This is a genomic window from Propionicimonas paludicola, from assembly GCF_002563675.1.
Lineage (GTDB): Bacteria > Actinomycetota > Actinomycetes > Propionibacteriales > Propionibacteriaceae > Propionicimonas > Propionicimonas paludicola.
In genome coordinates this window covers 487,920-506,007 of record NZ_PDJC01000001.1, presented here as the reverse complement: position 1 = coordinate 506,007, position 18,088 = coordinate 487,920, and the positions used below count along the sequence as shown (strand labels likewise).

At 69.4% G+C, this 18,088-nt stretch carries 21 protein-coding genes; 13 read left to right on the top strand and 8 right to left on the bottom strand.

Annotated features, from left to right (window positions below):
- Positions 1-119 precede the first annotated feature (119 nt).
- Positions 120-929 carry a glutamate racemase gene (gene murI, locus ATK74_RS02325; protein WP_425440090.1) on the bottom strand — a complete coding sequence of 270 codons (810 nt, stop codon included), beginning with the start codon at positions 927-929 and terminating at the stop codon, positions 120-122.
- A 71-nt stretch (positions 930-1,000) separates the two neighbouring features.
- On the opposite strand from murI, the gene ATK74_RS15265 reads away from it, so the two are divergent.
- Positions 1,001-1,162 (top strand): hypothetical protein, encoded by a 162-nt coding sequence (locus ATK74_RS15265; RefSeq protein ID WP_169923694.1) that lies wholly within the window; start codon positions 1,001-1,003, stop codon positions 1,160-1,162.
- 8 nt (positions 1,163-1,170) lie between these two features.
- On the opposite strand, the gene ATK74_RS02320 is transcribed toward ATK74_RS15265, so the two are convergent.
- The 5 genes from ATK74_RS02320 to clpS all read right to left on the bottom strand — a co-directional run bounded on the left by ATK74_RS02320 (position 1,171) and on the right by clpS (position 4,631).
- The gene (locus ATK74_RS02320; protein ID WP_143483528.1) at positions 1,171-1,422 is read right to left on the bottom strand and encodes a FeoC-like transcriptional regulator; all 252 of its coding nucleotides are present in this window, start codon (positions 1,420-1,422) and stop codon (positions 1,171-1,173) included.
- Complete coding sequence (gene feoB, locus ATK74_RS02315) at positions 1,419-3,446, bottom strand: ferrous iron transport protein B (protein WP_211283258.1); 2,028 nt, start codon at positions 3,444-3,446, stop codon at positions 1,419-1,421. Before feoB ends, ATK74_RS02320 begins: the two co-directional genes overlap by 4 nt.
- A complete protein-coding gene (locus ATK74_RS02310; protein ID WP_098459532.1) occupies positions 3,446-3,700 on the bottom strand; it encodes a FeoA family protein in 255 nt (84 codons plus the stop codon). The genes feoB and ATK74_RS02310 overlap by 1 nt, the downstream gene beginning before the upstream one ends.
- Before the next feature lie 77 nt (positions 3,701-3,777).
- Entirely contained in the window at positions 3,778-4,329 is a 552-nt protein-coding gene (locus tag ATK74_RS02305; RefSeq protein ID WP_098459531.1) for a DUF2017 domain-containing protein, read from the bottom strand.
- Complete coding sequence (gene clpS, locus ATK74_RS02300) at positions 4,329-4,631, bottom strand: ATP-dependent Clp protease adapter ClpS (protein WP_098459530.1); 303 nt, start codon at positions 4,629-4,631, stop codon at positions 4,329-4,331. Before clpS ends, ATK74_RS02305 begins: the two co-directional genes overlap by 1 nt.
- Positions 4,632-4,682: 51 nt before the next feature.
- Between clpS and ATK74_RS02295 the strand changes: the two genes are divergently transcribed.
- The 11 genes from ATK74_RS02295 to ATK74_RS02245 all read left to right on the top strand — a co-directional run bounded on the left by ATK74_RS02295 (position 4,683) and on the right by ATK74_RS02245 (position 14,273).
- Entirely contained in the window at positions 4,683-6,056 is a 1,374-nt protein-coding gene (locus ATK74_RS02295) for a nicotinate phosphoribosyltransferase (RefSeq protein WP_098459529.1), read from the top strand.
- Positions 6,053-6,619 (top strand): nicotinamidase, encoded by a 567-nt coding sequence (locus ATK74_RS02290; protein WP_098459528.1) that lies wholly within the window; start codon positions 6,053-6,055, stop codon positions 6,617-6,619. Before ATK74_RS02295 ends, ATK74_RS02290 begins: the two co-directional genes overlap by 4 nt.
- Positions 6,619-7,182 (top strand): DUF1349 domain-containing protein, encoded by a 564-nt coding sequence (locus ATK74_RS02285; RefSeq protein ID WP_098459527.1) that lies wholly within the window; start codon positions 6,619-6,621, stop codon positions 7,180-7,182. The genes ATK74_RS02290 and ATK74_RS02285 overlap by 1 nt, the downstream gene beginning before the upstream one ends.
- A 62-nt stretch (positions 7,183-7,244) precedes the next feature.
- Positions 7,245-7,688 carry an alternative ribosome rescue aminoacyl-tRNA hydrolase ArfB gene (gene arfB, locus ATK74_RS02280; RefSeq protein ID WP_098459526.1) on the top strand — a complete coding sequence of 148 codons (444 nt, stop codon included), beginning with the start codon at positions 7,245-7,247 and terminating at the stop codon, positions 7,686-7,688.
- A gap of 151 nt (positions 7,689-7,839) precedes the next feature.
- Positions 7,840-8,559, top strand: coding sequence for a GntR family transcriptional regulator (locus ATK74_RS02275; protein ID WP_169923693.1), 720 nt, complete (start codon positions 7,840-7,842; stop codon positions 8,557-8,559).
- Complete coding sequence (locus ATK74_RS02270; protein ID WP_098459524.1) at positions 8,556-9,494, top strand: carbohydrate kinase family protein; 939 nt, start codon at positions 8,556-8,558, stop codon at positions 9,492-9,494. Before ATK74_RS02275 ends, ATK74_RS02270 begins: the two co-directional genes overlap by 4 nt.
- 4 nt (positions 9,495-9,498) lie before the next feature.
- A complete protein-coding gene (locus ATK74_RS02265) occupies positions 9,499-10,023 on the top strand; it encodes an ECF transporter S component (protein WP_098459523.1) in 525 nt (174 codons plus the stop codon).
- Between the two features lie 4 nt (positions 10,024-10,027).
- Positions 10,028-11,752 carry an ABC transporter ATP-binding protein gene (locus ATK74_RS02260; RefSeq protein ID WP_098459522.1) on the top strand — a complete coding sequence of 575 codons (1,725 nt, stop codon included), beginning with the start codon at positions 10,028-10,030 and terminating at the stop codon, positions 11,750-11,752.
- Entirely contained in the window at positions 11,749-12,519 is a 771-nt protein-coding gene (locus ATK74_RS02255; RefSeq protein WP_098459521.1) for an energy-coupling factor transporter transmembrane component T family protein, read from the top strand. The genes ATK74_RS02260 and ATK74_RS02255 overlap by 4 nt, the downstream gene beginning before the upstream one ends.
- Positions 12,519-13,514: an ADP-ribosylglycohydrolase family protein gene (locus ATK74_RS02250; protein ID WP_098459520.1), complete on the top strand. Its 996-nt coding sequence runs from the start codon at positions 12,519-12,521 to the stop codon at positions 13,512-13,514. Before ATK74_RS02255 ends, ATK74_RS02250 begins: the two co-directional genes overlap by 1 nt.
- A 6-nt stretch (positions 13,515-13,520) precedes the next feature.
- On the top strand, positions 13,521-14,273 hold the full coding sequence (locus tag ATK74_RS02245) for an AIR synthase related protein (protein ID WP_098459519.1): 753 nt from the start codon (positions 13,521-13,523) through the stop codon (positions 14,271-14,273).
- A 201-nt stretch (positions 14,274-14,474) separates the two neighbouring features.
- On the opposite strand, the gene malQ is transcribed toward ATK74_RS02245, so the two are convergent.
- Positions 14,475-16,643: a 4-alpha-glucanotransferase gene (gene malQ, locus ATK74_RS02240; protein ID WP_098459518.1), complete on the bottom strand. Its 2,169-nt coding sequence runs from the start codon at positions 16,641-16,643 to the stop codon at positions 14,475-14,477.
- A 52-nt stretch (positions 16,644-16,695) separates the two neighbouring features.
- The gene (locus ATK74_RS02235; protein ID WP_098459517.1) at positions 16,696-17,184 is read right to left on the bottom strand and encodes a MarR family winged helix-turn-helix transcriptional regulator; all 489 of its coding nucleotides are present in this window, start codon (positions 17,182-17,184) and stop codon (positions 16,696-16,698) included.
- A 196-nt stretch (positions 17,185-17,380) separates the two neighbouring features.
- On the opposite strand from ATK74_RS02235, the gene ATK74_RS02230 reads away from it, so the two are divergent.
- A complete protein-coding gene (locus ATK74_RS02230; RefSeq protein ID WP_098459516.1) occupies positions 17,381-18,085 on the top strand; it encodes a hypothetical protein in 705 nt (234 codons plus the stop codon).
- Positions 18,086-18,088: the final 3 nt, after the last annotated feature.

The following is an 18,088-nucleotide window of genomic DNA, read 5'->3' as shown; positions in this document are numbered from 1 at the left end:
GTGCGGCGGCCAGCACAGCGACGCCGAGCTCTCCGCGGCAAAGCCCAAGGGCAAGTTCGGCATCTTCGGACGATAGGCCCGCTGCGCAGGGCGGACGGTGCGGCTCGGCGTCCGGGAGGTCAGACCGTGTAGACCTGCTCCACCTGCTCGACGAAGCCACCCATCAGCCGGCGGCCGATCCCGGCGAACAGCTCCGGGCTGCCGGTGGTCAGGAACCGCAGGTGAGCCTCCCGCGGCTCGGTACGCAGCCGTCCGGTGTCCAGCAAGGTGGCGTAAACCTCCTTGGCGCACTCGTCGGCCGAGGAGACCAGACTGACCTCGTCCCCCATCACATATGAGATGACACCGGACAGCAGCGGGTAATGCGTGCAGCCCAGGATCAGAGTGTCGATGCCAGCCTCGCGCAGCGGCAACAGGTAGCCGCGGGCCGCGTCCATCAACTCGGCGCCACCGGTCACCCCGGCCTCGACGAACTCCACGAACAGCGGACAGGGTGCCGTCACCAGCTCCACATCGGGGACGGCGGCCAGGGCGTCGTCATAGCTGCCCGAATGCGCGGTGGCCTCGGTGCAGATCAGCCCGATCCGCCCGCTCCGAGAGGCCCGGACGGCCCGGCGCGCGGCCGGCAGGATCACATCGATCACCGGGATGTCGTAACGCTCCCTGGCATCGCGCAGCACGGCGGACGACGCCGAGTTGCAGGCGATCACCAGCGCCTTCACCCCGGTCCCGGCCAGATAGTCCAGGCACTCCAGTGCGTACTCACGGACCTCGCCCAGGCTCTTGGTGCCGTACGGGGCCCGGGCCGTGTCACCCAGATAGACCATGTCCTCGCCGGGCAGCTGGTCGCGCAGCGCCCGCGCCACGGTCAAGCCGCCGAAGCCGGAGTCGAAGACCCCGATCGGCGCATCGGTTGTCGTCACGTGCACCGACTCTAGGACGGGGGCAGACTGGTTACCAATCACCGCAACCGCAGTGCCCAGACAGGAAGCCCGAACCGATGAGCCAGCCGCCGATCGATGTCACCAAGCTGGTTCTACGCGGCCTGCGCGCCATGGACGACGCCCGGCGCGGCCTGGAGAAGGGCTGGCAGCGGCTGACCGGGACGGCCACCCCGTCCGAGCCGCCACTGGATCGGCGGCGGCCGCCCGGAATCTGGTGAGCCGGCGCTCAGCGCGCCAGGGTGAGTGAAATCAGCCGTGGCCCGGCTGCGCCACAGCCGTCGACCAACGGACAGCTCGAGCAGCCTTCGGGTCCACACTCGGAGCCGAGCGCGGCACGGGTGATCCGACCGGCCCGGACCAGGTGATCCAGCGCGGCGCGCACCACGGCCTCGTCCAACCCCTGGTGGCGAGCCATTTCGGGCACCGAAGAGGTACCGGCCGCGACCTCGGCCATGACTGCGCTCAGTGGCCCGCTCACCAGAACAACCTGCCGATCTGGAAGGTGGCCACCGCCAGAGTCCAGGCGACCACCAACTGCATGGCCACTCCGAACAAGGTCCAGCGTGGACCGATTTCACGCCATTGTGCGGCCAGCGTGGCCACGCAGGGCGTGTACGCCATCAGGAAGATCATGAAGGCCAGCGCGGCCGGGATCGGATGCCCACCAGAGGACTCGGTGAAGGTGGCCAGCACCGCCGAACCGAGGTCACCGGGGGTAGCCGAATCGTCCGGCTCGGCCACCGCGTAGGTCTGCGCCCAGGACGAGATCACCGCTTCCTTGGCCACGAAGCCGACGATCAGGGTGGACGAGCTCTGCCAACTGCCGAAGCCGGCCGGGGCGAACACTGGAGCCACGGCGGACGACACCGCGCCGTACACCGAGTCCTCGACCGGAACCTCGCCGAAGTTCTCCCCGGCGTGCACCGGGATTGACTGGAGCAGCCAGACCGCAGCCACGGTGACCACGATGATCCCCGAGGCCGTTTGCAGGAAGCCCTTCAGCCGGGTCCAGGTGACCGACGCGGTCAGCCGCAGAGTGGGGACCTGGTAGGCGGGAAGATCGATGACCAGCGGCTCGATCGGCTCGCCGCGCCACAGCGTGCCGCGCAGCGCCAGGCCGACCCCGATGATGATCAGGATGGACGCCAGGTACATCCCGAAGACTGCAGTGCCGGCGTAGGGGCCGAAGAAGACCGCCCCCATCATCACGAAGACAGTGAGCCGCGCCGTGCACGAGGTGAACGGCACCAGCAGCGCCGTCAGCAGCCGGTGCTTGGCGTTGGGCAGGATCCGGGTGCCGCTGATCGCGGGCACATTGCAGCCGTAGCCGACGATCAGGGGCAGGAAGGCACGCCCAGGCAGCCCGATGGTGCGCATCAGCCGGTCGGTGACCACCGCGGCCCGCGCCAAGTAGCCGGAGTCCTCCAGCACGGCCAGCGCCACGAACATCAACGCCATCAGCGGGACGAAGGTGAGCAGCATGCCGACGCCGGCGATCAGGCCGTCCACAATCAGCCCCTCGACCCAGGTGCCGGACAGCCCCATGGCGGTCAGTGCCCAGGTCGCCCCGTCAGTGATCGGGCCGGAGACCAGGCCGCCCAGGAAGTCCTGCAGCGGAGCGGCGAGAGTGGTGGTCAGCTGGAACAGCAGCCACATCACACCCAGGAAGATCAGCGGGCCGACCACCGGTGCAGTGACCCAGCGATCCACCTTGTCGGAGACGGTTCGCAGGCTGCCTCCGGAGCCGGAGACGCCGTCCTCGATGGCCTGCGCGATCCAGGTGAACCGGTCGTCGTCGAGGACCAACCAGTCCGCATCGGCGGGTACCGGACGAGCCGGCGCGGCCGGTCGGCCGAGGTTCTCCCGAACAGTGGTGGCCAGGGCGTCCAGGCCGGACCGGCGGCGCGGGTCGATGGCGACCACCGGGCAGCCGAGCCGCCGGCTCAGCGCCGGAAGGTCGAGTTCGGTGTCCCGCTTGCCGGCCACGTCCAGCATGGTCAAGGCCACGACCACCGGCACAGCGTTCTCGCGCAGCTGCGCCACCAGGTACAGGCAGGCGGCCAGCCGCGAGGCGTCGCAGGCCACCACAGTGAGATCGGGACGATCCTCCACCGGGCCGGCCAGCAGCAGATCGCGGGTCAGCGCCTCGTCCGGAGACTGCGGATCCAGGGAGTAGGCACCGGGCAGGTCGATCAGGGTCAGATCCAGCCGTCCGTCCTCCGGCCCGCACTCACAATCGTCGCAGTCGCAAGCCGCCTCCTGGCGGTTGGTCTTCCAGACGCCGCGGGCCACCTCGACGGTGGTGCCCGGCCAGTTCCCCATGGTCACCCGGGCACCAGTCAGCGCGTTGAACAGGGTCGACTTTCCGGTGTTCGGGACGCCGGCCAGGGCGACCATCGGCGCGGACGGTCCGGCCGAGCCGTTGTCCGCGGGGGCGCAGCAGGCCTTGGCGCCGATCAGCGGCGCCTCGAGCAGGGGCAGCTCAGTGGCACGAGTGGTCATCAGCGGACCACCTCGGCCGACAGCTGGGTGAGCAGGCTCTTGCCCAGGGCGACCCGGGTGCCGGAGACCACGGCCACCCGTCCGCCACCGGCGGTGCGGGCGATCAGCGAGAAGGTACTGCCCAGTCGCAGCCCGAGCGAGGCCAGCCGGATCCGGCTTCCCTGATCGACGCGGGAGTCCACCAGGGTGAGCTGCTGGTTCAGCGGAGCTTTGGTGAGCTCAGTCGCTAGGCAAATGTTCGTACCGTCCGGCATGTTGGTAAGGCTAACCTAACTCGCCATCGGCCACCAAATCTCGTCCGCATATTGACGACGAGTGCGTTTCTTAAATCTCAGGCCAGGCCGATGAGGTTCTCGGTGAGGTAGGCGATCCACTCGTAGACGCGGTAGATGTACAGCCGCGGATCCTCGTCGGGAAGCTGATCCAGCTCCTCGGCGTCGGAGGTGGTCTCGATCCCCAGCCGCACGGCCAGGCTCAGCCGAACCGCAGTGAGGGTCTTCAGCCAGGCGTCCAGCTCGATCACCCGCACCTGCACCGGATGCCGGCCGCCGTCGCAGTCCCGCAGCGCAGTGAGCACGATCTCGGCCTCGGTCAGTCGGGTGTCCCGCTGCCGGGCCTGGGTGAACCGTCGGAAGTCGGCCGAGGCCCCCGGGTCCTCGGGATAGGCGTCCGGGAACAGCCGGGCGATCACCGGATCGGAGGTGTCCAGCTCGGGTGCCACCGACTCGGCGGCCAACCGCTCGAACGGGTCGGACGATTCCAGGGGCGCCGAGCCGTCCTCGAGCAGCCCGCTGAACTGGTCGACCAGCGACTCCAGCAAGGTGGCCTCGTAGTCGGTCAGCTTCATCTTGATCAGCGGCCCGGACCGCTTGAAGTCACGCATCAGGCCTGCTCGAGAGTCGCCCACAGGCCGTAGCCCTGCATGGCTTCGACATCGGTCTCCATCCGTTCCCTGGTGCCGTGCGAGACCGCGGCCTTGCCGTGGTTGTGCACGCGCAGCATCAGCTCGGTGGCCTTCTCCTCGGGGTAGCCGAAGTAGGTGACGAAGACGTGGGTGACGTAGCTCATCAGGTTCACCGGGTCGTCCCAGACGATGGTGACCCAGCCACCGACTTCCTGATCGGCCGGACGCTCCTCGATCGCGGTGGCGCCCCCCGGCTGCTGCGGAGCAGATGGTGTGGACACCCGGCCATTGTGTCAGACACCCCCAGCCCATCCCGCACTAGGCTGCCAAGCATGACCCTGTTGACGTCGCCGTCGGGTGCCCTGCCGAGCACGGCACTGCTGACCGACCATTACGAGCTCACCATGGTCCGAGCAGCGATGCGCTCGAAAACCGCCGGCCGCGCCAGCGTCTTCGAACTGTTCGCTCGCCGGTTGCCCGAGGGACGCCGCTACGGGGTGGTGGCCGGGGTGGCCCGGGCCCTGGAGGCCATCCAGGCCTTCCGGTTCGACGAGTCCGCGCTGAACTTCCTGCTCGAAGAGAACGTGATCGACACCGACCTGGCCGACTGGCTGAGCCGCTACAAGTTCCGCGGCGACGTGTGGGGCTACCCCGAAGGCGAGGTCTACTTCCCGGGCTCGCCGCTGCTGGTGGTCGAGGGCAGCTTCGCCGAGGCCGTCCTGCTGGAGACGCTGCTGCTGAGCATCTACAACTACGACTGCGCAGTGGCCTCGGCGGCGTCCCGGATGACGGCCATGGCCGGCGATCGGCCCTGCATCGAGATGGGCTCGCGCCGGACCAATGAGTACGCGGCAGTATCGGCGGCCCGGGCCGCCTATCTGGCCGGCTTCCAGGCCACGTCCAACCTCGAGGCCGGACGCAGCTACGGGATCCCCACCACCGGCACGGCGGCTCACTCGTTCACCCTGCTGCACGACACCGAGGAAGAGGCGTTCAAGGCCCAGCTGAAGACCTTGGGGAAGTCCACCACGCTGCTGGTCGACACCTACGACATCGAAGAGGCGGTGCGCACCGGCGTCCGGCTGAGCAAGGGCAAGCTGGGCGCCATCCGGCTGGACTCCGGCGACCTGGCCGAGCTGGCCACCCAGGTGCGCGCACTGCTCGACTCGCTGGGCGCCACCAAGACCAAGATCATCGTCACCTCCGATCTGGACGAGTACCAGATCGCCGCGCTGCGCAGCGCTCCGGTGGACGGCTACGGGGTGGGCACCTCCTTGGTCACCGGCTCCGGCGCACCGACCTGTGGCTTCATCTACAAGCTGGTGGCCCGGGCCGAGAGCGATGCCAAGGACGCCCCGCTGATCCCGGTCGCCAAGCGCAGCCCGGAGAAGGCCACAGTGGGTGGCCGCAAGTACGCGCTGCGCCGGCTCGGCCCGGACGGTCGGGCCCAGGCCGAGGTGATCGGGATCGGTACTCCCCCGGTCGACGACGGCAACGATCGTCCGCTGCTGGTGCCGCTGATGAGCAAGGGCAAGGTGGTCTACCGGGAGCCGCTGGAGGCCGCCCGGGAGCGCCATCAGCAGGTCCGCGCCGAGCTGCCACTGTCGGCATCGAAGATGAGCAAGGGCGAGCCGTCGCTGCCCACCCTGCTGCTGGACGAGGCCGGACGCACCCTGGAGAGCCCCTACCTGAGGAGGCCGTCATGATCAAGGCGTTGATCGTTGTCGACGTGCAGAACGACTTCTGCGAGGGCGGCTCACTGGCCGTGGTCGGCGGTGCCGGTGTCGCGAGCCGACTCGGCAAGCTGCTGGCCGTGCCGCACCGCTACGACCATGTGGTGGCCACCCGTGACCACCACATCGATCCGGGCAGCCACTTCTCCGACACCCCCGACTTCGTCGACTCCTGGCCGGTGCACTGCGTGGCCGGAACCCCCGGCGCCGAGCTCCATGCGCCCTTGTCAGAAGCGGACTTCGAGGCGGTCTTCGACAAGGGTGAGTACGCCGCTGCCTACTCCGGCTTCGAAGGGACGTGCGCCGGAGTCGGGCTGGGCCAATGGCTGGCCGAGCGCGGTGTCGACCAGGTCGACGTGGCCGGGATCGCCACCGACTACTGCGTCCGAGCCACCGCGCTGGACGCAGTCAAGGCCGGTCTGGACGTGCGAGTGCTGCTCGACCTGACTGCCGCCGTGACTCCGCAGCGCCTGGATCTGGTGCTGGACGAGCTGGCCGACGCCGGGGTGGCCCTGGCCGGCTCGGGACTGGCCTGATGAGCTGGCCCGGACGCTGGCTGAACCCGCCGGCCGAGGCCGTCGAGGACGGGGATGAGCTGCTGGTCACCGCCCTGGCCGGTTCGGACTCCTGGCGGCACACCAGCTACGGCTTCGTCCATGACAGTGCGCACGCACTGCTGAGCCCGCTGGCCGTCGGCCAGGCCCTGGAGGTGGACTTCCGGGCCGACTTCACCGGACAGTTCGATCAGGCCGGGCTGATGATCCGCGCCGATGCCGAGCACTGGGTGAAGGCCGGCTGCGAGTTCGCCGACGGCGTGCTGAACCTGGGTGCCGTGGTGACGCTGGGCAAGTCCGACTGGTCGACCGGTGCCGTCGACGACTGGAATGGCCGCCGGATCACCGTGCGGGCCAGTCGAGCCGCCGACTCGATCACCGTCCGGGCAGCCGTGGACGGTGGCCCGTTCCGCTTGGTCCGGGTGGCGCCGTTCGTGGCCGGTGCTGCCGAAGCCGGTCCCTACCTGTGCGCGCCGACCAGATCGGGCTTCCAGGCCCGCTTCCTGGCCTGCCGGATCGGTCCGGCCGACGCCGCGCTGCACTAGCCGCTCGTCGGCTGGGCAGGGCGGAGATGCCCCTGCCCGTCCTCTGCGCCTACCGTTGTCGGGTGGATGATCTTCGGCTGCTCCCCGGACCCGGCCTTCCGGACGGCCTGGTGATCCCCGACGCCGAACTTGTAGAACGGTTCTCGCACGCCTCCGGTCCGGGCGGCCAGGCGGTCAACACCGCCGACTCACGCGTCCAGCTCTCCTTCGATCTGGCAACCACCAGGGCCTTCACCGACCTCCAGCGCAGTCGAGCCCTGCATCGCCTGGCGAGCCGGCTGGACGGCACCGTCGTGACCATTGAGGCCGCCGAGTTCCGCTCCCAACACCGCAACCGGATCGCAGCCCGAGAGCGCCTGGCCGAACTACTGCGGGCGGCGTTGGCGCCGCCACCCCCGCCTCGCCGACCCACCCGGCCCAGCCGCGGCTCAGTCGACCGGCGGTTGAACAGCAAGACCAAGCGCGGCCAACTCAAGCGTCAACGCAGGGCGCCGACCGCCGAGTAGCAAGGGCGGTACCAACCGAACCGGACTGCCCGCGGGGACACGACGGCGGCGGACGGCGAACTCCCACCCCGATATCCGGCAAGCCATTGACTCCAGGAGTGACGTGTGAGCAGAATCAGACATCACGACGTCGTGACGGCAGGAGGTCATGATGGCAGAGCCCTTATACCTGCGGGTGAAACGGGACATCGCCGATCGCATTGCGCAGGGTGCCTGGCCAGCGGGCACCTACATTCCGAGCGAGCCTGACCTCCAGGAGCGCTACCGGGTCTCCCGGACCACCATTCGCAAGGCCGTCGAGGAGCTCGTCGGCGAAGGGCTGCTGACCATCATTCACGGGATGGGCACCCGGGTGGTCGCCCCGCGGCTGAGCCTGAAGCCGGCCACCCTGATGAGCTTCACCCAGATGATGCTGGCCCAGGGAATCACCCCCGGGCGTCGCGCCGAGGAGCTCGCCACGGTGCCGGCCGGAGCCGAGGTGGCCCGCAATCTCGGGATCGCCACCGGAGTCGAGGTCGTCCGCTTCCCCCGGATCCGCACCGCCGACGGCGCACCGGTCTCTCACAACGTCTCCTACCTGCCGGTGGCCCTGTTCCGCGGCTACGACATCGACAACCTGCTGGGCGGGGAGTCGCTGTACGCCCAGCTCGAGGACGCCTTCAACCTGGTCGTCCAGACCACCGAGGACACCTTCGGCCTGGCCAAGGCGGACGCGGAGGTGGCCGCCATGCTCGAGGTGAAGCTCGGCGAGCCGCTGCTCGCGATCGCCCGTCACGGCTTTGACAAGGCAGAACAACCGATCGAGTACAGCCGGACGATCATCCGCTCCGACCGCTACCACCACACCATCACGTTGAGGAGGAAGTCGTGAGCGACATCGTCGGCCTGGGCACCCTGGCCATGGACGTGCTGATCCAGGTGGATCGGCTGCCCGGCCCGGACGGCTTCGCCGTGGTCACCGGACGCAGCTATCTGCCCGGCGGTTCGGGCACCAATGTGATCGCCCAGGCCGCCCGGCTGGGCGCCGCCGCGGCCTACATCGGCAAGGTCGGCGACGACCAGCTCGGCGGCCAGATCATCGACAGCCTGCAGGCCGAAGGAGTCGACACCGCCGGTATGCGGGTGCTTCCCGGCGGCACCTCGCTGAGCACCACCGTGGTGGTGGACGCGGCCGGCGACCGGTTCATCCTGCTCGACCTGGGCGATGCCTTCGGCTCGCTCACCCCGGGTGAGGTCGATCTGCACACCATCAGCACGGCCAAGGTCTTCTACACCGACCTGGTCCCCCGGGACGCCGCCCTGGCCGGTCTGGCCGCAGCCACCACCTCCGGAGTGCCGGTGGTCTTCGGGCTGGAAGTCGGCATGGGCACCATGGCCGGTCTGGGGGTGAGCCGCGAGGACGTCCTGGCGGCCGCAGCCAAGGCCACCGTCTTCCTGCCCTGCCGCGAGGGGCTGACCGACCTGTGCGGCAGCGACGACGTCGAGACCGGCCTGGCCTTCCTGGCCGCGCACTGCCCCGGGCTGTCCATCGTCACTCTCGGCGGCGACGGCGCCATCGCCGTATCCGGCTCGGGCGAGCGGATCACGGTCTCCGGCTACCCGGTCACGCCGGTCGACACCACCGGGGCCGGCGACGCCTTCGCCGGTGCCTTCCTGTACTTCCATTTCATCGACGGTCGCGATTCGGCCGATTCCATTCGGTTGGCCAATGCGGTCGCGGCAGCCTCCTGCACCCAGCTGGGCGCACGCTCCGGACCCGACCTCATCGGGCTGACCTCGTTCCTCGCAACAGCTACAAAGGAGTAGAAAGATGTCCCTCTCGGATCGTTCACCGGACCAGGCCACAAAGTCGCCGGTGTCTGCCCGCAAGCTGGCCATCATGGCGATCTTCATCGCCCTGAGCGCCGTCGGCTCGTTCATCAAGATCCCCAGCCCGCTGGGCTCCATCGGCCTGGACTCGGCTCCCGGCTTCTTCGCAGCCATCGGCTTCGGCGGCTGGGTCGGCTTCATCGTGATCGCGGTCGGCCACCTGCTCTCCTCGGCCATCGTCGGCTTCCCGCTGACCCTGCCGATCCACATCGTGGTCGCGCTGGCCATGGGCGGTTGCGCGCTGGCCTTCCGCTGGCTGGGTCGCAAGGGCCAGATCTGGCTGGTGGTGGCCGTCGTGGTCACCTCGATCCTGAACAGCTTCGTCCTGGGCCTGGTGGTCCTGCCGATCGGCGGCTGGGGCATGTACGCCGCAGCCACCCCGTCGCTGCTGGTCGCCTCGGTCGTGAACCTGGTGATTGCCGCCGTCGCGTACTACGCGGTCCGCAACAGCAAGCTCCTGAACTGACGACATGCAGCAGTCTTTGGATGTGGTCGGGGTCAGCTATCGCTACCCGAAAGCTGACTCCGACGTCCTCCGCGGGATCGAGTTGAGCCTGAAGGCGGGGAGTTTCACCGTGGTGATGGGCCAGACCGGGGCCGGCAAGTCGACCCTGCTGATGGCGCTGAACGGTGTGATTCCCCACCTCAAGGAGGGGACGATGACCGGCGAGGTGATCCTCGACGGAACCAGCCTGCGCGACTTCCGGGTGCAAACCATCACCGAGTACATCGGTCTGGTCCTGCAGGATCCGGAGAGCCAGATCCTGGGCCGCACCGTGGCCGAGGATGTCGCCTTCGGGCCGCGCAACTATCTCGTCCCGCGTGAGGAGATCAACCGCCGGGTGAGCGACTGCCTGGCCCAGGTGCAGCTGAGCGCCTTCGCCGAGCGGGAGACCTCACAGCTGTCCGGCGGGCAGAAGCAGCGGCTGGCGATCGCCGGCATTCTGGCGTTGAAGCCGGAGGTGCTCTGCCTGGACGAGCCCACCTCGGAACTCGATCCGCAGGGCCGCGAAGAGATCTACGCGACCGTCGACCGGCTCCGGCACAGTGACGACGCCACCATCATCGCCGTCGAGCACGCCAGCGCCGATGTGGTGCACCGGGCCGACCGGCTGGTGGTGCTGAAGGACGGTCAGGTCAGCTGGCAGGGGGTGCCGGCCGACTTCTTCCGGAACCTGGAGTTGGTCGAGGAGAACCTGGTCAAGCCGCTGCCCCTGACCGTGGTGGGCGACCACCTGGTCAGGGCAGGCCTGATCGGCCGCGACGAGATCCCGCTCGACCTGGAGTCGGCGGTGGCGCTTGTCGAAAGACTGGCCACCGGCCGTCCGCTGCCGGCCCCCGAGCAGGTTGCGGCCTCGTCGGACGCCGCCCAGCCGGTGATCGAGATCCATGACCTGGTGCACACCTACCCCGGCGGCCATCGCGGCCTGTCCGGAGTGAACCTCAGCATCCAGGCCGGCGAGTACGTGGCTCTGGTCGGACGCAATGGCGCCGGCAAGACCACCCTGGCCAAGCATCTGAACCGGATCCTGCAGCCCACCTCGGGCCAGGTGATCGTCAACGGGGTGGACGCAGCCACGCTGCAGTCCTGGGAGCTGGCCCGCCACGTGGGCTACGTCTTCCAGAACCCGGATCACCAGATCTTCTGCGCGTCGGTCGCCGAGGAGGTCGCCTACGGCATGAAGACGGTCGGCATGCCCCAGGCCGAGATCGACGCCCGGCTCGACGAGGTGCTCGGCTTCACCGGGCTCAGCGCCGTCCGCGACGAACACCCGTTCTCGCTCGGCAAGGGCGAGCGGCAGCGGATCGCGGTGGCCTCGATCCTGGCCCTGCGTCCGCAGATCCTGGTGGTCGATGAGCCGACCACCGGCCAGGACTGGGCCGGGGTGCAGGCAATGATGAAGCTGATCGACGAGCTGAACGCTGCCGGCACCACCATCGTCATGGTCACCCACGACATCGATGTGGTGGCCCATCACGCCCGCCGGGTCGTGGTGATGAGCGACGGCCTGGTCGCCGCCGACGGTCCGACTGCGGACGTCCTGGCCCAGACCGAGGTGCTGGCTGCGGCTGCGGTCACCACGACCGACACCGTGGCGCTATCGCGCCGGCTGTGGCCGCAGGCCACCGCCTGTCTGGACGAGTACGAACTCGGCCGCCATCTGGCGTCCGTCCTTGCCGGAGGTGCCCGATGATCCTCGAGCGACTGGACGTCCGGATCAAGATCGCCGTCTTCGTGGTGATCATGATCGCGCTGTTCATGTTCTCCCACCCGCTGGGGAACCTGGCTCTGCTGGTGATCCTGCTGGCCGCGCTGATCGCGGTGCGCACCCCGATGGGTGGGCTGTGGGCCATGCTGCAACCGCTGCTGCTGGTCTTCGTGCTGATCGTGGCGGTGACCATGTTCACCAGCTCGCAGTACACGTTGCCGGAGAACGCGCAGGTGCTGTTCAGCCTGTGGGGCTGGCCGGTCACGCTGGGTGCGCTGCTGGTGGGGCTGAACTTCGTGGCCCGAATCCTGCTGATGGTGGTGGCCACCTATGCCTTCACGGTGAGCACGCCGATCGATGACCTGCTGGTGGTGATGTCCAAGATGCACGCGCCCTACTGGCTGTCCATCCTGGTCACCACGGCGCTGTCGTTCATTCCGACGATGGTGCACAAGAAGGACCTGATCGTCGAGGCCCAACGGGCCCGCGGCGCGCGGATCAAGGACACCGGGCCGGTCGGCCAGATCGTGTCCTTCGTCCCGATCATGGTGCCGCTCATCACCAACTCGATTCTGTTGGCCGACAACCTGGCCGTGGCAATGACCAACCGCGGCTACGGGGCGACCAACTCGATGACGGCGATGAGTGATTTGAAGTTCCGTACGGTCGACATTGTGGTGCTGGCGGCAGCGGTGCTCACCCTCGTGGTGGTGTGCTGGCTGCGGTTCGGCCTCGGATATGGAGTTGTGTGATGAGTGCTGTTGTAGATCGTGCGGCGGGCTGCCTGGCCGGCTTGGCTCTTGGCGATGCCATGGGGATGCCGGGCGAACTGTGGGTTCCCCAGAAGATCCGGGACACCTTCGGCTGGCTGAGCGGCTTCCACCCCGCACCTCCCGGTCACGAGATCGTGGACGGCTTCCGGGCCGGCCAGGTCACCGACGACACCCAGCAGGCCTTCATGCTGGCTGCCACCGTCCGGGATGCCGGCGGCGAGGTCCGGGCCGAGGATGTGGCTCGTGAGCTGGTGGCCTGGGCGGACCGAGTGAACGCCAGTGCCGGCAACTTCCTGGGGCCGAGCTCGGCCAAGGCCATCGACCTGCTGCGCTCGGGTGCCGATCCGCGCAGCACCGGCGACGGCGGCGAGACCAACGGTGCGGCCATGCGGATCGCGCCGATCGGCATCGTCCGGCGCCCCGACGACCTGGACGCCCTGGTGGACGCCGTGGTCGAGGCCACCGTGATGTCGCACAACACCGGAGTCGCGGTCAGCGGCGCCTGCCTGGTGGCCGGGGTGATCTCGGCCGGCATCGAGGGGGCCGACCTGGCTGAGGCGGTCGAGGTCGGCATGCGTGCGGCCGATCTGGGCCGGGAGCGCGGCCAGCAGACCGTGGCCGCCGCAGTCTCGGCCCGGGCCCGGCTAGCCATCGAGCTGGCCGAACGTCCGACCAGCGACCAGGAGTTCCTCACTCAGCTGTACGACCTGGTCGGGGCCTGGGTGACCACCACCGAGAGCGTGCCGGCCGCACTGGGCCTGGTGGCCCGGACCCACGCCGACCCGCACCGGGCCACCGAGCTGGCCGCCAACCTCGGCGGCGACACCGACACCATCGGGGCCATGGCCGGGGCCATGTGCGGCTCGCTGAGCGGCCTGCAGGGAGTGCCGGCCGACATGCTGGCCCAGCTGCGGGAGGTCAACGGCCTGGATCCGCAGCGCCTGGCCGCCGAGCTGGTCGAGCTGCGCAGGTAGCCGACCATGAGTGCACCTTCGTCGGGCGCCCGCCGCGTGCGGGATCTGCTGCTACTCGGGGACGACCTGGTGGTGGCCACCGATTCGGTCGGCGGGATCGGCCCGAAGCCGGCCGACACCGTCGCCTCGGATGCCGCCACGGTGGCTCACTTCGCGCTGCGGGTGCCGCTCCTGGAGGTGCTGTGTGCGGGAGCCGAGCCGATCGCGGTGATCGATGATCTGTGTGTCGAGCTGGAACCGCTCGGCGCGCAGATGATCGCCGAGATCTGCCGGCTGGCCGCCGAGGCCGGGGTGGCCCGCGAGGCGATCACCGGCAGCACCGAGGACAACGTGGCCACCGTCGCCACCGGGATCGGCGTCACTGTGCTGGGACGGCGGCGTCCCGGACGTCGGGTCGGCGGCGGCTCGCAGCCCGGTGATCTGGTGGTCTGTGCCGGGCTGCCGATCTCGGCTCCCCGCCATGAGGTCTACATCGGGCATCCCGATCAGGTCTCGGTGGCGGCCGTCACCGCGGCGCTGGCCAGCGGGGTCGTCCATGATGCACTGCCGGTCGGCTCGAAGGGCCTGGCCTGGGAGATACCCCAGTTGGCCGCGGCCGATGGCCTGCGAATCGACTGGAGGCCCGAGCACGGGCTGAGCCTGACTGACTCCGGCGGACCGTCCAGCTGCGTGCTGTTCAGCTGCTCCCCCGACGACCTGGACGTGCTGCGCGGCCACCTGGGCGACGCCCCGGTCACCGTTGTCGCCGAGCTCGGCTGAGCCCGTCCCTGCTCGTCCCCGCTCGTCCCCGCCCGGCACTTCGCTACCCTTCGACGCACCTCGCTACCCTTCGGCGCACCTCGCTACCGTTCGGGCTGCTTCGCTACCGGTAGAGGGGTAGCGAAGCAGGCCTAGCGGTAGCGAAGCGACAGTTGCGGTAGCGAAGCGAGCCAGGGTGGGTCAGTCGAGTGGGCCCGGTGGTCAGCCGAGCGGGGCCAGTTCCGCCTCGTCGGGCGGGTTCAGCGGGACGGCGAAGTCGTTCATGATGGTGGCCAACCGGAACGAGCGCTCGTTGCGGTAGAGGTCCTCCAGAGCCAGCGGACGCCCGTCCGGACCGCTGAGCGGTACCCGCCAGTTCGGATACTCGGTGCTGGTCCCGGGCTGGTTCTGGGTGCGTCGGTCCCCGACGGCGTCGGTGAGCGCCGCACACAGGATCCGGGACGGCGTCGCCACCAGGTAGCGGTGCAGGGCTTCGACCACGTCCTGGGTGGAAGCCGGATCGGCACTCAGGTAGCCACCGGCGCGCAGGCTGGCGATGAACGCCTCCCGCTCGGCGGCGGCATTGCCCAGTTCGGTCTCCAACGACTCGGTCAGCAGGCCCAGCCGGTGCTGCAGCCGGACGTGCTCATCGGCCAAGTAGCCGGCGGTCGGCGGCAGATCGTGAGTGGTGACCGACGCCAGGCAGTACTCCCGCCAGGCCTGCGGCGGCAGCGGGCAGCCCTGGTCGTCCCGCTCGAACCAGGCCACCGAGGTGCCCAGGATGCCGCGGCGACGCAGGTACTCACGCACCCACGGCTCGACCACCCCGAGGTCCTCGCCGACCACCAGCGCCCCGGCCCGAACCGCCTCCAGGGCCAGGATGCCGACCATGGCCTCGTGGTTGTAGCGGACGTAGCTGCCCTGGGCCGCGCTCATCCCTTCGGGGATCCACCACAGCCGGAACAGCCCCATGATGTGATCGACCCGGATCCCGCCGCAGTGCCGCAGGATGCCGGCCACCATGCTCCGGAACGGGGCGTAGGACAGCTCGTCCAGCCGATCCGGACGCCAGGGCGCCTGCCCCCAGGACTGCCCGGTCTGGTTGAAGTGATCCGGCGGCGCACCCACGCCCATGCCGGAGGCGAACAGGTTGGAGTAGGTCCAGGCCTCCGCACTCTGCGGGCCGACCCCGACGGCGAGGTCGTTCATGATCCCGACCCGCATCCCGGCGTCGTGCGCCGCGGACTGGGCCGCGCGCAGCTGGTCGTCGGCCACCCACTGCAGCCAGGCAAAGAAGCTGATCAGTTCGGCGTGCTGGTCGGCGAACTCGGCCACGGCCGGTGCCGAGGGACGGTGGTACTGGCTGGGCCAGGTGCGCCAGTCGTGACCGTGGACGGTGGCCAGCGCCGACCAGGTGGCGAACTGCAGCAGGCTGCGTCCCTCGCGGCGCAGGAAGTGGTTGAGCGCCATCCGGCGGGCCGGACGCAGCCCGCGGGCATGCACCACCTGCAGCGCCCGCACCTTGGCCGCCCAGATCAGATCGCGATCGATCAGCTCGGCCCCGACCAACGCCGCCCGCAGCTCGTTCTTGGCCTGCCGGATCTCGGCCCGCTCAGCCTCGCCGAGCTCGGCGTACTCCGGAATAGCTTCCGGGCGCAGATACAGCGGGTTCACGTAGCGACGCGAGGTGGGCAGGTAGGGCGACGGTTCGATCGGGGCGTCCGGCTCGGCCGCGTGCAGCGGGTTCACCAGGACGAAGCCGGCGTACTGCTGGCTGGCCGACCAGGTGGCCAGATCGGCCAGGTCGAGCAGGTCACCGACTCCCCAGGAGTCGGCCGACGACAGGCTGTACAGCTGGACGGCGTAGCCCCAGGCCCGCTTGTCGCCGAGGCTGTCCGGGAAGCCCAAGAAGCTCGGGGTGACGATCAGGCTGGTCTCCAGCTGGGCATCGGCGGTGATGGCCTGCAGCCGGTGGTAGCCCAGCGGAAGGTTGGCGGGGAGTTCGAAGGACGCCTGGCCGACCAGCACCCCGTCCACCCAGCGCGGGGCCTCGAAATCGTCCACCTGGCGCAGATCGCGCAGCCCGCCGTCCTCGAGCCGGACGCTCAGCTGCACCGGCTCGCCGTCGGGCACATGCACCTGGACGCTGTCGACCGTCCCCTGCTCAGTGACCACGCAGGGTGGCAGCAGCCGGCTCCACGGACGAAGCCGCACCTGCTCCAGGGCGGCGGCCGCAGACTCCGGGTCGGCCGCGGAGACGTCCAGTGCGGCCAGGATGGCGATCACCGTCTCGTCGGTGACCTCGGTGAGCCGGCCCTTCCAGTCCCAGAACTCGGTGGCGATCCCATAGGCCTGCGCCAACTCGGTCAGGTACTGATTCGACAGGGCCATGAGTGGGCTTCCGGTGGGGCTGGCAGGACCCGGCCAACGATACCGGCGCGGCTCAGCTGCGCTCGAACGGCGCCAGCAGACGGCGCAGCAGAGTGGCCAGCTGGGCCCGCTCGTCCGCCGAGATCGCCGACAGCACGTCCCGCTCGAAAGCCAGCAGCTCGGTGAGGGCGGCCTGGACGCCGGCCCGCCCGGCCTCAGTGAGCCGGACCACCACTCCCCGGCCGTCGTCGGGGTTGGGACGCCGCTCGACCAATCCTCGCTCGACCAGGCGGTTCACCCGGTTGGTCATGGTCCCCGAGGTGGACAGCGTCTGGTGGATCAGTTCGCCCGGCGACAGCTCATAGGGCGGGCCTTGGCGACGCAAAGCGGCCAGCACGTCGAACTCCCACTGCTCCAGCTGCTGGCCGGCGAAGGCCTGGCGGCGAGCCCGATCCAGATGCCGGTCCAGCCGACTCATCCGGGAAAGGCTGGCTAGTGGGCTGGTGTCGAGTTCGGGCAGCTCGGTGGCCCAGGCGGCCAGGATCCGGTCGACCTCGTCCATGCCACCCCCTGATCTCTCGATGTCGAGATACTACTCCGCCCGGTCATCGAGGCCGCCGAACCGGGCCGCGATCACCGGCAACAGCGGTCACAACGCAGCCAGATCCCAGGAACCGGGCCGCCGCACCCGTCCAGCGGTCAAGGCGGACGCCCGCTCCCGCTACGATCCCCTCAACGACCGCCCACAAGGAGCCGCAATGACCGATCCAGAGTCCACGGAACCGGCCACCGGCCCCGACTTCGTCGAGGCGGTAACGCCGGCACAGCCGCCCACCTCGCCGGTGGTCGTCCCGCCGGAGCCGAGCCAGTTCAGCTACCCGGCCCCGACCCCGCCACTGACGAACGCCTTCCCGGCGCCGGGCATCGAGCTGCCCCCCTACGCCGAGTCAGCGAGCGCTCCCGGTGTGCCAGCCGCCGCGGCCGCAGCCGCGGACACCACCGAGGGATGGTGGAAGGAAGCGCCGGTCCACGAGCGGGTGGGCCGCGGTCTGCTGTTCTCGCTGGGCGCCATCGTGGTCGGCGTCGTGCTGACCATGATTCTGTACAAGGTCGGCTTCATCGCCTCGATCACCAGCTTCGCCATGGCCTATGCCGCGATCTGGCTGTACACCCTTGGCGCCGGTGCGCCGCCCCGCAAGGGCGTATGGGGAGTGCTCGTCGTGATCGTGGTCGGGGTGGCCTTGTCGATCGTCTCGATGGTGGTGACCGACGTGCTGGGCTTCCTGGCCACGGAGCTCCCGGACGCGGCCCTGGCCGACAAGCTGGACACCATCATCTACAACCTGGGTCGAGGTGAGGTGTGGAGTGAGTACACCACCGACATCCTGATGTACGTCGTGTTCGCCGCCTTGGGTACCTTTGGACTGGTTCGGCAACTCGGACGTGCCCGGAAGGCCGCCTGAACC

Bases quoted from the DNA above. Each gene is read 5' to 3' on its own strand.
- ATK74_RS02275 (WP_169923693.1), top strand. From the start codon at position 7,840: ATGGCAGAGCCCTTATACCTGCGGGTGAAACGGGACATCGCCGATCGC.
- ATK74_RS02285 (WP_098459527.1), top strand. From the start codon at position 6,619: ATGAGCTGGCCCGGACGCTGGCTGAACCCGCCGGCCGAGGCCGTCGAG.
- ATK74_RS02305 (WP_098459531.1), bottom strand. From the start codon at position 4,329: ATGCGTGACTTCAAGCGGTCCGGGCCGCTGATCAAGATGAAGCTGACC.
- ATK74_RS02295 (WP_098459529.1), top strand. From the start codon at position 4,683: ATGACCCTGTTGACGTCGCCGTCGGGTGCCCTGCCGAGCACGGCACTG.
- ATK74_RS02250 (WP_098459520.1), top strand. From the start codon at position 12,519: ATGAGTGCTGTTGTAGATCGTGCGGCGGGCTGCCTGGCCGGCTTGGCT.
- ATK74_RS02235 (WP_098459517.1), bottom strand. From the start codon at position 17,184: ATGGACGAGGTCGACCGGATCCTGGCCGCCTGGGCCACCGAGCTGCCC.
- ATK74_RS02290 (WP_098459528.1), top strand. From the start codon at position 6,053: ATGATCAAGGCGTTGATCGTTGTCGACGTGCAGAACGACTTCTGCGAG.
- ATK74_RS02265 (WP_098459523.1), top strand. From the start codon at position 9,499: ATGTCCCTCTCGGATCGTTCACCGGACCAGGCCACAAAGTCGCCGGTG.
- malQ (WP_098459518.1), bottom strand. From the start codon at position 16,643: ATGGCCCTGTCGAATCAGTACCTGACCGAGTTGGCGCAGGCCTATGGG.
- ATK74_RS15265 (WP_169923694.1), top strand. From the start codon at position 1,001: ATGAGCCAGCCGCCGATCGATGTCACCAAGCTGGTTCTACGCGGCCTG.
- feoB (WP_211283258.1), bottom strand. From the start codon at position 3,446: ATGACCACTCGTGCCACTGAGCTGCCCCTGCTCGAGGCGCCGCTGATC.
- ATK74_RS02255 (WP_098459521.1), top strand. From the start codon at position 11,749: ATGATCCTCGAGCGACTGGACGTCCGGATCAAGATCGCCGTCTTCGTG.
- ATK74_RS02310 (WP_098459532.1), bottom strand. From the start codon at position 3,700: ATGCCGGACGGTACGAACATTTGCCTAGCGACTGAGCTCACCAAAGCT.
- ATK74_RS02230 (WP_098459516.1), top strand. From the start codon at position 17,381: ATGACCGATCCAGAGTCCACGGAACCGGCCACCGGCCCCGACTTCGTC.
- ATK74_RS02245 (WP_098459519.1), top strand. From the start codon at position 13,521: ATGAGTGCACCTTCGTCGGGCGCCCGCCGCGTGCGGGATCTGCTGCTA.
- ATK74_RS02260 (WP_098459522.1), top strand. From the start codon at position 10,028: ATGCAGCAGTCTTTGGATGTGGTCGGGGTCAGCTATCGCTACCCGAAA.